The sequence below is a fragment of the Sphingomonas rubra genome, from assembly GCF_900115745.1.
Lineage (GTDB): Bacteria > Pseudomonadota > Alphaproteobacteria > Sphingomonadales > Sphingomonadaceae > Sphingomonas > Sphingomonas rubra.
Genome location: NZ_FOXP01000006.1, coordinates 21,172 through 34,148, shown reverse-complemented (window position 1 = coordinate 34,148; position 12,977 = coordinate 21,172). Strand labels below are relative to the sequence as shown.

The following is a 12,977-nucleotide window of genomic DNA, read 5'->3' as shown; positions in this document are numbered from 1 at the left end:
CCCGGCGAAAGGCGCGAGCAGGAGAGCATGATGGCCCGGCAGCTGGAGCATTTCCCCAACCTCGTCGCGATGTTCTTCGCGCGCGCGCGCGAACGCGGCGACGCGCCGTTCCTGTGGGCGAAGAAGGAAGGCGCGTGGCGGTCGATCAGCTGGGCGGAAGCGGCGCAACAGGTGGCGAGCCTCGCGCGCGGCTTGCAGGCGGTGGGCATGAAGCGCGGCGATCGCGTGATGCTGGTCAGCGAGAACCGTCCCGAATGGTGCATCGCTGATCTGGCGATCATGGCGGCGGGCTGCGTCACCGTGCCGACCTACGTCACCAATACCGAGCGCGACCACCTGCACATCCTGGAGAACTCCGGCGCGTGCGGGATCATCGTGTCGACCGCCAAGCTCGCCCGCGTGCTGATGCCCGCCGTGCTCCATTCCAACCAGGGCCAGACGGTGATCGGCATGGAGGAGATGCGCGCCCCCTCCGGCTCGATCGAATTCCATCAATGGGAGCGGCTGATCGCCGACCATCCAGCCGATCCTGAGACGGTCGCCGCGGAGGCAACCTTCACGCGTGAGGATCTCGCCTGCATCATCTACACCAGCGGCACCGGCGGTGCGCCGCGCGGCGTGATGCAGCATCACGGCGCGATCCTGCACAATGTCAACGGCTGCGTGGTCGTGATCTCGGAGGATTTCGGCTGGGGCGACGAGGTATTCCTGTCGTTCCTCCCGCTCTCCCACGCTTACGAACATAGCGGCGGGCAGTTCCTGCCGATCGGGCTGGGCGGGCAGATCTACTATGCCGAGGGCTTGGAGAAGCTCGCCGCCAATATCGAGGAGGTGCGCCCGACGATCATGGTCGTCGTGCCGCGGCTGTTCGAGGTGCTGCGCACGCGGATCAGCAAGGCGATCGAGAAGCAGGGCGGCATGGGGCAGAAATTGCTCGGCCGCGCGATCGACATCGGCACCAAGCGGTACGAGGGGCGACTGGGCCTGCTCGACCGCCCCTCGCAGCTATTGGTCGATCTGCTGTTCAAGCCCAAAATCGGCAAGAAGTTCGGCGGGCGATTGAAAGCAATGGTGTCGGGCGGCGCGCCGCTCAATCCGGAGATCGGCGTGTTCTTCCAATCGCTCGGCGTCACCTTCCTGCAGGGCTACGGCCAAACCGAGGCGGCGCCGGTGATCTCCTGCAACCGGCCCTCGGCGGGGATCAGGATGGACACGGTAGGCCCGCCGCTCGCGAACACCGAGGTGCGGATCGCCGACGACGGCGAGATCCTGGTGCACGGCGAACTGGTGATGCACGGCTACTGGCGCAACGAGGCGGAGACGGACCGCGTCCTGCGCGACGGCTGGCTGCATACCGGCGACATCGGCGAGATCGACGAGGCCGGCCGGATCAGGATCACCGATCGCAAGAAGGACCTCATCATCAACGACAAGGGCGACAACGTCGCGCCGCAGAAGGTAGAAGGGATGCTGACCCTCCAGCCGGAGATCGGCCAGGCGATGATCGCCGGCGACCGGCGGCCCTATATGGTGGCGCTATTGGTGCCCGATCCCGAGTGGACGCAGGAATGGTGCGCCAGGGGCGGCGGCCGCTGCGATTTCGCCCGGCTGAGCGAGAACCCCGACTATCGCGCCGCGCTGTCGGCGGCGGTGAAGCGGGTGAACAAGGACCTGTCGGTGACCGAGCGGGTGCGCCGCTTCGTGCTGGCGGACGCCCCCTTCACGATCGAGAACCAGCAGCTGACGCCGAGCCTGAAGATCCGCCGCCACAAGATCCGCGAGGAATATGGCGAGCGGCTGGACGCGCTCTACCGCTGATCCCGTCCCGCGTCAGCGTCCGCTCTTCACCGGCTGGCCGCAGACCCGCTTGTCCTGCCCGCGCTGGCGGACGATGCGGCAGCGGGTATTGCGCTTGGTCGCGTTGGCCTTGGGCTCGCCGCGATATTGGCGGCTCTCCTGGTTCTGGATGCGCACCTTGTCGGTATCGCGGGGATGCGCGTCCTGCGCATGCAGCGCGCCCGACGTCATCAGGACGGCGATCATCGCAATAGTTTTCATCGGCTTGTCCTCTTGGGCGGTGAACGTCGGAAACGCGCCCCCGCCCGGACGTATCCGTTAGCGGGCCGCCGGCACCTTCGCCTTCGGCACCACCGCCAGCGTCCAGTCCTTGTCGGGGCGCAGGTAACGGGCGGCGAGCGCCTGGATGTCGGCGGGCGTCGCGCCCAGCACGTCGGCGCCGATCGTGCGCACCGCGGTGATGCGGCGCGGGTCGTAGGCGCCGCCGCCCCACTGGCTGAGCCAAAACTGGCTGGAGGTGGAAGCGCGCAGCAACTGCTGGTGGATCGGCGTGACGATGCGGGCGAGCTCGTCGGCGCCGACCGGCTTGGCGGCGAGGTCGGCGGCGATCTCGCGCGCCAGGCGGAAGAACAGCGGCACGTTCTCCGGCGTCACCTGGCCGATCGCCAGGATGCGCCCCCCGCTGGTCGCGCCGAGCGGCCATTGGCTCGCCACCTGCGGGCTGTAGCTGGCGCCGGACTCCTGACGCAGCCGCTCGAACAGCCGGTCGGAGAAGATCTGCGCCAGGATGTCGAGCTGGCGACTGGTGCGCACCTCGGCGATGCCGCCGCCGGTCGGCCAGGCGATCACCGCCGCCGCCTGCGTGTCGACGCCGTCATGGGTGCGGATCACCGGCTGGGCGACGTGCGCGGGAAAGCTGGTGGCGCGCGGGATCAGCGGTTCGGTGTCGCGCGGCTTCATCGCGCCGAACGTGGCGGCGACCGCCTCGATCGCCTTGTCGGCGGGCACGTCGCCGAACACCGACACCTCGATCGGGCCGGAGGCGAGCAGCGGTTTCCAGAACGCGCGGAAGTCCTTGGGATTGAGCGCGTCGATCTGCGCCGGCGTGGGCGTCGTCCAGCGCGCATCGTCGGCACGCAACAGTCCCTCCAGGTCGCGGCTGAGGATGCCGGAGGGTGAGGAGGAGAAGCTCGACTGCGCGGCCTGCGCCGCCGCCTTGGCGCGCGCGATCGGCGCCGGGTCCCAGCCGGGCTTGGCCAGCTTGGCCGCCATCAGCTTCAGCTGGTCCTGGAAGTCGGCGGGCGATGTCATGGCGGCGAGCTGGAAGGCATCGTCGTCGATGCCGAAGTCGAGCCCGATGCGGCGCCCCGCCGACAGCTGGTCGAGGTCGCCCTGGTCGAGCTTGCCGACGCCGCTGGCGACCAGCGCGGTATCGCCCGCCCATGCCGGGCTCGGCGTGGAGGGCAGCGCGCCGTAGCCGCCGCCGAAGCGCGCGCGGACGTAGACGCGGCCAGATTCGGCCGGATTGGGGAAGATCAGCAGACGGACGCCGTTGGCGAAGTTGACCTGTTTCAGGCCGAGCTGCGCCTCCGCATCGCGCTGCGACGCGATCGTGCCGGGAGGGCCGAACTTCGGAAGTTTGGAGAAATCGACCGCGGCCTGCACCCGGCGCTCGCCGGCGAGCTTCGACACGTCGGCGGCCAGCGCCGCCGCGAGCTTGGCGGCGACGCCCGGCTCGGCCGTCGGCGTGTTGACGATGGCGCGGGTGGCGTCGCCCGTGAAGATGCGCTTGGTGGCGGCGAGCACCGTCGCGGGCGTGAACATGTTCTTGGCGCGCGCGTCCTTGAAGATCGCGTAGGAGGTGGCGGGCGCCGTCGTCGTCTCGCGGATGTCGAGCGCGCCGGCCATGTCGTCGGCCTGCTTGGCGCCGGCCTCGACCCGGCTCGTCTCGGTGATGGTGCGCATCACCGTGTCGTAATCGGCGAGCTCGCGGTCGATCTCGGCCTGGGTCGGCGCGGTCGCGGTCGCGTCGGCGATCACCGCGCGCACGTCCTTCAGCGCCGCCTCCCACTGATCGCCGATCGGCACGATCGAGGTGAAGGTGGCGTTGGCCGAGCGCGACTGATCGTCGAGCGAGACGGAGGCCTGGAGGAAGCTGCCGCCCGCCCGCGCTCGCGTCTCCAGCCGGCGGCTGACGAGGCGCGAGGCGACGGTGTCGACCATCCGCTTCTGGTTGAAGATCACCGTATCGTCCTGATACGTCCAGGGACGCAGCACGGCGGTGGCGACGACCGCGGGCATGCCGGGTTCGACTAGCGTCGCGGTCGGCGGCTTGGTCGGATCGGGCTTGCCGAAACCGGGGGCGGGCACGTCGGGCCCCTTGGCCTGCCAGCCGGCGAAATTCTTGACGATCAGCTTCGAGAAGAGCGCCGGGTCCATGTCGCCCGAGATGATGACCACCGCGCGGTTCGGCCGATACCAGCGGTCGTGGAAGGCGCGCATGGTGGCGCCGTTCGCGCCCAGCAGCGTCTCCTCCGTGCCGATCGGCGAGCGTTCGGCGAGCGGCTGCCCCGCGAAGAACGTCTCGCGCAGCGCATTCTGGAAACGGACCTGCGGCCCCGGCTGCTCGCGCCGCTCGGACAGCACGATCGGGCGCTCGGCGTTGACGGCGGCGTCGGTCAGCACGGGCGCCGCCATCATGCCCGACAGGATGTGGAGCGATTCGTCCAGCCCCGCCTCGGTCGCGGAGGGCAGGTCGAGCTTGTAGAGCGTCTGCGTCGGCGTGGTGGAGGCGTTGGTGTCGGAGCCGAAGGTCGCGCCGAACCGCTGCCACACGCGCTTCGCCTCCCCGTCCGCGACATAGGCGGAGGAGCGGAAGCTCAGATGCTCGATGAAATGCGCGAAGCCGCGTTCGCTGTCCTTCTCGTACAGCGAGCCGACGTCCATCGCGACGCGGACCGACACCTGCCCCGGCGGCACGCCGTTGCGGCGCACGGCGTAGCGCAGGCCGTTGGGCAGCGTGCCGAAGCTCCACGCCGGATCGGGCGTGATGTCGCTACCCTTGTAGAGCCAGGCCGACGTATCGACCGGCACCGCGGCGGGGGCCGCCGTCGCGGGCGGCGGGGGCGCCGCCGGATTGCGCTTGGCCACTTGCCCGACGAGCGGGGCGGTGGAGGCCAGGAGGAGGGGAAGGAGCGAAACGCGGAACGCGCGTGACCAGGACGCCATGGGGGGCATGTAGCGACGCGGGCACGGCACCGCCACTTTCTTCGTGTTCCAGCGCTTTCCGTCATGCCGGGCTTGTCCCGGCATCCAGGCCGCCAGCGTGCCGCTGCCTGGCCCTGGACTTCGGGACGAGCCCGAGGTGACGCGGTTATTGGACGAGTGGCTTGATCCCCTCCCCTCCCCGCGCCACATGCGGCCCATGCTGATCGAAACCGAAACCACGCCCAACCCGGCGACGCTCAAGTTCCTGCCGGGTCGCACCGTCATGGAGGCGGGGACGCGCGACTTCGCGACGCCGGAAGAAGCGGAGGCGAGCCCGCTTGCCGACGCGCTGTTCGGCTTGGGCGACGTCACGGGCGTGTTCTTCGGGCGCGATTTCGTGTCGGTGACGATCGCGCCGGGCAGCGATTGGCGCGATGCGAAGCCCGACATACTGTCGATCCTGCTCGACCATTTCTCCGCGCAGATGCCGCTGTTCCGCGGCCCCTCGGCCGGCTTCTCGGTGCCGCCCGCCGAGGAGGAAGTGACCGACGATCCCGCCGACGCCGAGATCGTGGCGCAGATCCGCGAGCTGATCGACACGCGGGTGCGCCCGGCGGTGGCGAACGACGGCGGCGACATCGTCTATCGCGGGTTCGACAAGGGCAAGGTGTTCCTGCGCATGCAGGGCGCGTGCGCCGGCTGCCCGTCGTCTTCGGCGACGTTGAAGAACGGGATCGAGCAGCTGTTGCGCTACTACGTCCCCGAAGTCACCGAAGTGAGGGCCGTTTGATGCCGTTCGATACTCCTATCGACGATGCCGCGATCGCGCAGTTGTTCACCGAAGGCCGCAGCTACAACCATTATCTCGACCGACCGGTCGAGGAGGCGCAGCTCCATGTCTTGTGGGATCTGATGAAGATGGGGCCGACCTCCGCCAACCAGCTGCCGGCGCGGCTGGTGTGGTGCGTCAGCCAGGAGGCGAAGGATCGCCTGGCCGAGTGCGCGACGGGCACCAACGGCGACAAGCTGCGCACCGCGCCGGTGTCGGTGGTGATCGGGATGGACACCGAGTTCCACGAACACCTGCCCGAACTGTTTCCGCATACCGACGCGAAGAGCTGGTTCGACGGCAATCGCGAACTGCGCGAGGCATCGGCGTTCCGCAACTCGTCGTTGCAGGGCGGTTATTTCGTCGTGGCGGCGCGGGCGCTCGGCCTCGGCACGGGGCCGATGTCGGGCTTTGACGCGGGCGCGGTGGACAAGGCGTTCTTCGCCGACACACCGTCGGTGCGAACGAACTTCATCGCCACCCTGGGGTACGGCGACCCAGCGAGTTTGCACGATCGTTCGCCCCGGCCGGCGTTCGAGAAGTTCAACCGGATCGTCTGACGCTCAGACGCGGCGCTTACCTCCGCCTTTCCGGCACCCCGGGCTTGACCCGGGGTCCAGAGCCAAGCAGCGCTGCATCCGCGGCTCTGGATGCCGGGACGAGCCCGGCATGGCGGTCGCCAACGTCGTGGATCATCATGCGCACCCTGGTCATCGACACCGCCACCATCGCCTGCTCCGTGGCGTTGTTCGGGGATGCGAACGACAGTTTCGGTAACGAGCATGAAGTGGTCGGCCGTGGCCATGCCGAACGGTTGCTGCCGATGATCGCGAGGCTGCCGGATGGCGGTCGTGCCGATCACATCCTGGTCGATGTGGGGCCGGGCAGCTTCACCGGTATTCGTGTTGGCATCGCCGCCGCGCGCGCGCTGGCGTTCGGCTGGGGGGCGACCGTGTCGGGCTATTCGTCGCTGGCGCTGATCGCCATGGACAATTTCCTCTTCGCGCAAGGAGCGGACCGTCCCTTTGCCGTGGTGATCGAAGGCGGTCACGGCGAAGTGTTCATGCAGCGCTTCGTGGGACGAACCAACATTCCCATCGTGGCCGGCAACTTCGCGGCGTTGGACGAGTTCGTCTCGCTGAAGCCCGCCGACGCGGTCGCACGAGCGGGCGACATGGAATTCGTGGGTAGCGGCATTTCCCGGCTGGGCGACTTGCCGGCAGCTCGGCTAGGGGCGGAACTGCTGCCTTGGGCATTGCTGGCGAGGGAACTGCCCCCATCCTACCGCAACCTGCCGCCCGTGCCGCTCTACGGCCGCGCGCCGGACGCCAAGCTGCCGGGCGCACGCTGATGGCGACTCGCAGCTTGGTGCTGAAGACCGGCGATGCGCGCGACGTCGGCACCGTCGACGCACTGATGGCCGCCGCTTTCGACCCGCGCTTCGGTGAGGCGTGGACGAGCAGCCAGTGCCTGGGCGTGCTCGCCATGCCGGGCGTGCGCCTGCTGATCGCGTGGGACGAGGAGGTGCCGACGGGCTTCGCGCTGTGGCGGACGATCATGGACGAGGCGGAGCTGCTGCTGCTCGCGGTCGCCCCCGGGCATCGCCGCCGCGGCGTCGGCGGCGCGCTGCTCCGCGCGATGATCGCCGACGTGGCGGCGAGCGGCGTCGCGACGATCCACCTGGAGGTACGTGCCGGCAACGACGCCGTAGCGCTGTACCGGACCGCGGGTTTCGCGAAGATCGGCGAGCGGCGCGGCTATTACCGCAGCCGCGACGGTGGGCAGCACGATGCCCACACCTATTCGCTGGCGCTCTGACCTTTGGTCCTTGTTGCGAGTCGGTATCCCTTTTCGCAACAAGCCGGAGCGCCTAGGGGGAAATACGACACACGGGAACCGGCCATGGCACGCAAGATCGATCTGGAAGCACTCTGCAACGAGAAGGGGCTGCGCATCACCGAGCAGCGCCGCGTCATCGCGCGCGTGCTGTCGGAGGCGGAGGACCATCCCGACGTGGAGAAGGTCTACGAGCGCGCGTCCGCGATCGACAAGGGCATCTCGATCGCCACCGTCTACCGCACGGTGCGGTTGTTCGAGGAGGCGGGCATCCTCGACCGCCACGATTTCGGCGACGGCCGTGCCCGGTACGAGCCCTCGCCCGAGGCGCATCACGATCACCTGATCGACGTGGAGACCGGCAAGGTGCTCGAATTCGTCGATCCGGAACTGGAGCAGCTGCAGAAGGCGATCGCCGAGCGGATGGGCTTCCGGTTGGTGGATCACCGGATGGAGCTGTACGGCGTCAGCCTGGAGCGAAAGGCCTGACCGCGGCAGTGCAGGGATGAACGCTGACGATCACGTCCGTCACCCCGGGCTCGTGCCGGGGTCCAGGGCCAAGCAGCGCCATCGCTCGCGGCCCTGGATGCCGGGACTAGCCCGGCCTGACGAGAGTTAGGTGGCAAGCCTCCACCTCGTCCTCCGTCTTCTCGCGCTGGCGTCGGCGCTGATCCTCGCCCTGCCGATCCACGGCCTCTGGCGGCTGCTCCGCCTGCCCTCCCCTTGGCCGCGCCGGTTCCTCGGCCTGTGCGCTCGCATCGTCGGCGCACGCGTCAGGGTGGTGGGCACGCCGCTCACCCGCGACGCGGTGATCCTCGCCAATCACCTCAGCTGGATCGACATCCTGCTGCTCGCCGACAGCGCCAACGCGGTGTTCGTCGCCAAGGGCGAGTTGGCGAGCGCACCGCTGGTCGGCTGGCTCGCCGGGCTGAACGACACCATCTTCGTGGCGCGCGGCGACCGGATGGCGATCGGCGATCAGGTGGCGCAGGTCCGCGCGGCGCTGGGGCCGCGACCGGTGGCGATCTTTCCGGAAGGAACGACCGGCGACGGCGTGACGCTGCTGCCGTTCAAGCCGGCGTTGCTCGCCGCGCTCGTCCCGCCGCCTGCGGGGGTCCGGGTGCAGGCGGTGCGGATCGACTACGGTGACGCGACGCGCGACCTGGCCTGGGTCGGCGACGAGAACGGAGCGGCGCACGCGCTCCGCGTCCTGCGCCGACGCGGTCGCTTCACGGCGACGCTGCGCTTCGCGGAGCCGTTCGCGCCGTCCGGCGACCGCAAGGCGATCGCCGCCGAGGCACGCCGGCGGATCGAGGCCCCCTCCCCCTGAGGTCCGCCGTCTGCTAGGGGCGGCGCCATGAAGTCGCCCCCGAAAACCTTTCACGTCAAGTCGTTCGGCTGCCAGATGAACGTCTACGACGGCGAGCGGATGGCCGAGCTGATGGCCGCCGACGGCATGGTCGCGGCAGAGGCGAGTGACGCCGATCTCGTCGTGCTCAACACCTGCCACATCCGCGAGAAGGCGACCGAGAAGGTCTATTCGGACATTGGTCGCCTGCGCAAGGATGCGGGCAAACAGGGCCGTGCGCCGATGATCGCGGTGGCGGGCTGCGTCGCGCAGGCGGAAGGGGCCGAAATCGTCGCGCGGGCCAAGGTCGACGTGGTCGTCGGTCCGCAGGCGTACCACCATCTGCCCGCGCTGGTCGCCAAGGCCGCGGCAGGCGAGGCGGCGCTCGACACCGACATGCCTCCCGCGTCCAAATTCGGTGCGTTGCCCAAGCGGCGGCGGGTGGGCCCGTCGGCGTTCCTGACGGTGGCGGAGGGGTGCGACAAGTTCTGCACCTACTGCGTCGTCCCTTATACCCGCGGCGCCGAGATCAGCCGCCCGTTCGACGCGATCGTCGAGGAGGCACGCGCGCTGGTGGAGGCGGGAGCGCGCGAGATCACGCTACTCGGCCAGAACGTCAACGCCTGGGACGATGACGGACGCGGGCTGCACGACCTGATCCGCGCGCTCGACCGCCTGCCGGGGCTGGCGCGGCTGCGCTACACCACCAGCCACCCCAACGACATGCGCCAGGGGCTGATCGACGCGCACGCGCAGGTGCCTTCGCTGATGCCGTTCCTCCACCTGCCGGTACAGTCGGGCTCGACCCGCATCCTGAAGGCCATGAACCGCAGCCACGGTCGCGACAATTACCTGCGCCTGCTCGACCGGGTGCGCGCCGCGCGGCCCGACATCGCGCTGTCGGGCGACTTCATCGTCGGCTTCCCCGGAGAAACGGACGCGGATTTCGCCGACACGCTGAGCCTGGTCGACCAAGTCGGCTACGCGCAGGCCTTCTCGTTCAAGTACAGCCCCCGCCCCGGCACCCCCGCCGCCGCCATGGCCGACGAGGTGCCCGCGGCAGTGATGGATGAGCGGCTCCAGCGGCTCCAGGCGGCGCTCGGCCGCGATCAGGCGGCGTTCAATCGCGCGAGCGTCGGGCGGTGCTGCGAGGTACTGATCGAACGGCAGGGCAAGCTGCCGGGCCAGATGCTCGGCAAGTCGCCCTGGCTGCAATCGGTCCACGTCATGGGCGATCACGCGATCGGCGACATGGTCGAGGTGGAACTCGCTGCCGCCGGCCCGGTGTCGCTGACCGGCGTCGCGCGGATCGCGAAAGCCGCCTGATCGCGCTTCCCTTTCGGGTCGGGGCACCCCACATTCCGGTTCGAATCATGCGACCCGAAAGGACCCAATGAGCCGCAAGCCCGTCCCCGCCCAGGCAGGGGAGCGTTCCCGCGTCGAGGTGACGTTCGACAAGCCGCAGGCGCTGGTGCAGCTGTTCGGCCAGTACGACCAGAATCTGGTGGCGCTGGAGAACCGGCTGGGCGTCTACATCACCGCGCGCGGCAACCGCGTTGGGCTGGAGGGGACCGCCGAGCAGGTGGCGCTCGCCCGCGACGTCCTCCACGACCTCTACGGCCGCATCGGCCGCGGCGAGGTGGTCGACACCGGCCTGGTCGACGCGGCGATCGCCATGGCGCACGAGCCGGTGCTCGACGGCATCGTCTCGCTGGAGGGGCAGCGGGTCGGCAACGGCGGCATCTCGATCCGCACGCGCAAGAAGACCATCGTGCCGCGCACGCCCGCCCAGGCGCATTACATGCGCGAGCTCGTCTCCAACGACATGATCTTCGCGCTCGGGCCGGCGGGCACGGGCAAGACCTATGTCGCGGTGGCGCAGGCGGTGGCGCAGCTCATCACCGGCTCCGTGCAGCGGCTGATCCTGTCGCGGCCGGCGGTGGAGGCGGGCGAGCGGCTCGGCTTCCTGCCGGGCGACATGAAGGAGAAGGTCGATCCCTACCTGCGCCCGCTCTACGACGCGCTCTACGATTGCCTGCCGGCCGAGCAGGTCGAGCGGCGGATCGCGAGCGGCGAGATCGAGGTCGCACCGATTGCCTTCATGCGCGGGCGGACGCTCGCCGACGCGTTCGTGATCCTCGACGAGGCGCAGAACACCACGGTCGCGCAGATGAAGATGTTCCTGACCCGCTTCGGCCAGAACAGTCGCATGGTGATTTGCGGCGACCCGAACCAGGTCGACATCCCCGGCGGCGTCGCCGCGTCTGGCCTCGCCGACGCGGTCCGCCGGCTGGAGGGGGTGGAGGGCATCGCCATGAGCCGCTTCACCGCCGCCGACGTCGTCCGCCACCCGATCGTCGGCCGGATCGTCGAGGCGTACGAGGGTGTCGGCGGCACCGGTTGATCTTGCCGGGGCCCCGCGTGCCTCTAAAGCCGGTCGGGATTGTTCAGGGGACATCGCGATGATCGAGATCGAACTCTCCCAGGAGGAGCCCTGGCCCGAGCGGGACTGGACCGCCCTCGCCACCCGCGCCGTCCGCGCGGCGGTGGCGCAGACCCCGCACGGACCGCTCGCGACCACGCCGGCGCTGGTCGAGGTGAGCGTGCGGCTCACCTCGGACGAGGAGGTCCACCATCTGAACCGCCAGTATCGCGGCAAGGACAAACCGACGAACGTCCTGTCCTTTCCGATGGTGCAACCCGATCTGCTGGAAACGATCAGCGCCAATTCGGACGATGGCGAGGTGCTGCTCGGCGACATCGTGCTCGCGCACGGCGTCTGCATGCGCGAGGCGGCGGAACGCGGCGTATCGGCCGAGGATTACGCGTCGCATCTGGTGGTGCACGGCACGCTCCACCTGCTAGGATACGACCACCTGACCGACGCGGACGGCGACGCCATGGAGGAGATCGAGCGCACCGCACTCGCCACCCTCGGCATCGCCGACCCCTATTCTGTACGCGAGGACTGATTGCCCGAGGACCGAAGTAGCGCCCAGCCGGGCGAGGACAGCATCTGGAGCGGCCTCAAGTCGCTCATCTTCGGCGCGCCGGAGGAGTCGCTGCGCGACCAGCTGGAAGAGGCAATCGACCGGCATGAAGGCGATCCCGCGCCTGATGCCAAGGGCGACCTCTCGCCGCTGGAGCGGCAGATGGTGCGCAACCTGCTCCATTTCGGCGAGCGCGACGCGGGCGACGTCGGCGTGCCGCGCGCGGACATCGTCGCGGTGGAGGAGAAGACCAGCTTCGCGCACCTGGTCCAGATCTTCGCGGAGGCCGGCCACAGCCGGCTGCCGGTGTACCGCGACAAGCTCGATACGATCATCGGCATGGTCCATATCAAGGACGTGTTCACCATCCTGGCGACCGGTGCCGAGCACCCGGCCGACATCGCCGCGCTGATCCGCGAGCCGCTCTACGTGCCGATGAGCCGCGGCGCGCTCGACGTGCTCGCCGACATGCGCCAGCGCCGCGTCCACCTGGCGGTGGTGCTAGACGAGTATTCGGGCACCGAGGGCCTGGTCACGATCGAGGACCTGATCGAGGAGATCGTCGGCGAGATCGAGGACGAGCACGACGACGCGCCGACCGCTCTGCTGGTGCCGCTCGATGGCGGCGGCTGGGATGCCGACGCGCGCGCGCCGCTGGAGATGGTGGCCCACACCGTCGATCCCCGCCTCGCCGAGACGGATGCCGATGTCGACACGCTGGGCGGCCTCGCGGCGGTGCTCAAGGGGCATGTGCCCGCGGTGGGCGAATGCGTCGGCCATTTCTCCGGCTGGAAGCTGGAGGTGACCGAAGCCGACGAGCGTCGTATCCACCGGCTGCGGCTTCACCCGCCCGCGGCGATGGAGATCGAAGAGGAGTGACACCCCGTCGCCCCGCCCGATCACGACGGACGTAACGGGCACGGATCGCCGCGTCACTGATCGATTTCGCCACTCTCCGCCACAAGGCAAT

General features: G+C 69.3%; 13 protein-coding genes. 11 read left to right on the top strand and 2 right to left on the bottom strand.

The window, feature by feature from the left end; genetic code table 11:
- Positions 1 to 30 precede the first annotated feature (30 nt).
- Positions 31 to 1,818, top strand: coding sequence for an AMP-dependent synthetase/ligase (locus BM145_RS08535; protein WP_093333405.1), 1,788 nt, complete (start codon positions 31 to 33; stop codon positions 1,816 to 1,818).
- Positions 1,819 to 1,830: 12 nt separating this feature from the next.
- Here the strand turns inward: BM145_RS08535 and BM145_RS08530 are convergent, their stop codons facing one another.
- Together BM145_RS08530 and BM145_RS08525 are read right to left on the bottom strand one after the other, a co-directional pair.
- Positions 1,831 to 2,058, bottom strand: a complete 228-nt coding sequence (locus tag BM145_RS08530) for a hypothetical protein (protein WP_143090146.1) — start codon at positions 2,056 to 2,058, stop codon at positions 1,831 to 1,833.
- 57 nt (positions 2,059 to 2,115) lie between these two features.
- Complete coding sequence (locus BM145_RS08525) at positions 2,116 to 5,025, bottom strand: M16 family metallopeptidase (RefSeq protein WP_093333244.1); 2,910 nt, start codon at positions 5,023 to 5,025, stop codon at positions 2,116 to 2,118.
- A 196-nt stretch (positions 5,026 to 5,221) separates the two neighbouring features.
- On the opposite strand from BM145_RS08525, the gene BM145_RS08520 reads away from it, so the two are divergent.
- The 10 genes from BM145_RS08520 (at position 5,222) to BM145_RS08475 (ending at position 12,886) form a co-directional block, all read left to right on the top strand.
- A complete protein-coding gene (locus BM145_RS08520) occupies positions 5,222 to 5,794 on the top strand; it encodes a NifU family protein (protein WP_093333243.1) in 573 nt (190 codons plus the stop codon).
- The gene (locus BM145_RS08515; protein WP_093333242.1) at positions 5,794 to 6,393 is read left to right on the top strand and encodes a malonic semialdehyde reductase; all 600 of its coding nucleotides are present in this window, start codon (positions 5,794 to 5,796) and stop codon (positions 6,391 to 6,393) included. Before BM145_RS08520 ends, BM145_RS08515 begins: the two co-directional genes overlap by 1 nt.
- 137 nt (positions 6,394 to 6,530) lie before the next feature.
- Positions 6,531 to 7,184 carry a tRNA (adenosine(37)-N6)-threonylcarbamoyltransferase complex dimerization subunit type 1 TsaB gene (gene tsaB, locus BM145_RS08510; protein ID WP_093333241.1) on the top strand — a complete coding sequence of 218 codons (654 nt, stop codon included), beginning with the start codon at positions 6,531 to 6,533 and terminating at the stop codon, positions 7,182 to 7,184.
- A complete protein-coding gene (locus tag BM145_RS08505) occupies positions 7,184 to 7,651 on the top strand; it encodes a GNAT family N-acetyltransferase (protein WP_093333240.1) in 468 nt (155 codons plus the stop codon). Before tsaB ends, BM145_RS08505 begins: the two co-directional genes overlap by 1 nt.
- An 84-nt stretch (positions 7,652 to 7,735) precedes the next feature.
- Positions 7,736 to 8,158 (top strand): Fur family transcriptional regulator, encoded by a 423-nt coding sequence (locus tag BM145_RS08500; RefSeq protein WP_093333239.1) that lies wholly within the window; start codon positions 7,736 to 7,738, stop codon positions 8,156 to 8,158.
- Positions 8,159 to 8,288: 130 nt separating this feature from the next.
- Positions 8,289 to 8,999: a lysophospholipid acyltransferase family protein gene (locus BM145_RS08495; RefSeq protein WP_093333238.1), complete on the top strand. Its 711-nt coding sequence runs from the start codon at positions 8,289 to 8,291 to the stop codon at positions 8,997 to 8,999.
- A 27-nt stretch (positions 9,000 to 9,026) separates the two neighbouring features.
- A complete protein-coding gene (gene miaB / locus BM145_RS08490; RefSeq protein WP_093333237.1) occupies positions 9,027 to 10,343 on the top strand; it encodes a tRNA (N6-isopentenyl adenosine(37)-C2)-methylthiotransferase MiaB in 1,317 nt (438 codons plus the stop codon).
- Between the two features lie 67 nt (positions 10,344 to 10,410).
- On the top strand, positions 10,411 to 11,421 hold the full coding sequence (locus tag BM145_RS08485; protein ID WP_093333236.1) for a PhoH family protein: 1,011 nt from the start codon (positions 10,411 to 10,413) through the stop codon (positions 11,419 to 11,421).
- A gap of 58 nt (positions 11,422 to 11,479) precedes the next feature.
- On the top strand, positions 11,480 to 11,989 hold the full coding sequence (ybeY, locus tag BM145_RS08480; RefSeq protein ID WP_093333235.1) for an rRNA maturation RNase YbeY: 510 nt from the start codon (positions 11,480 to 11,482) through the stop codon (positions 11,987 to 11,989).
- Entirely contained in the window at positions 11,990 to 12,886 is an 897-nt protein-coding gene (locus tag BM145_RS08475; RefSeq protein WP_093333234.1) for a hemolysin family protein, read from the top strand.
- Positions 12,887 to 12,977: the final 91 nt, after the last annotated feature.

Excerpts from the sequence above, each read along its gene's own strand:
- BM145_RS08535 (WP_093333405.1), top strand. The coding sequence starts at position 31 with ATGGCCCGGCAGCTGGAGCATTTCCCCAACCTCGTCGCGATGTTCTTC.
- BM145_RS08530 (WP_143090146.1), bottom strand. The coding sequence starts at position 2,058 with ATGAAAACTATTGCGATGATCGCCGTCCTGATGACGTCGGGCGCGCTG.
- BM145_RS08525 (WP_093333244.1), bottom strand. The coding sequence starts at position 5,025 with ATGGCGTCCTGGTCACGCGCGTTCCGCGTTTCGCTCCTTCCCCTCCTC.
- BM145_RS08520 (WP_093333243.1), top strand. The coding sequence starts at position 5,222 with ATGCTGATCGAAACCGAAACCACGCCCAACCCGGCGACGCTCAAGTTC.
- BM145_RS08515 (WP_093333242.1), top strand. The coding sequence starts at position 5,794 with ATGCCGTTCGATACTCCTATCGACGATGCCGCGATCGCGCAGTTGTTC.
- tsaB (WP_093333241.1), top strand. The coding sequence starts at position 6,531 with ATGCGCACCCTGGTCATCGACACCGCCACCATCGCCTGCTCCGTGGCG.
- BM145_RS08505 (WP_093333240.1), top strand. The coding sequence starts at position 7,184 with ATGGCGACTCGCAGCTTGGTGCTGAAGACCGGCGATGCGCGCGACGTC.
- BM145_RS08500 (WP_093333239.1), top strand. The coding sequence starts at position 7,736 with ATGGCACGCAAGATCGATCTGGAAGCACTCTGCAACGAGAAGGGGCTG.
- miaB (WP_093333237.1), top strand. The coding sequence starts at position 9,027 with ATGAAGTCGCCCCCGAAAACCTTTCACGTCAAGTCGTTCGGCTGCCAG.
- BM145_RS08485 (WP_093333236.1), top strand. The coding sequence starts at position 10,411 with ATGAGCCGCAAGCCCGTCCCCGCCCAGGCAGGGGAGCGTTCCCGCGTC.
- ybeY (WP_093333235.1), top strand. The coding sequence starts at position 11,480 with ATGATCGAGATCGAACTCTCCCAGGAGGAGCCCTGGCCCGAGCGGGAC.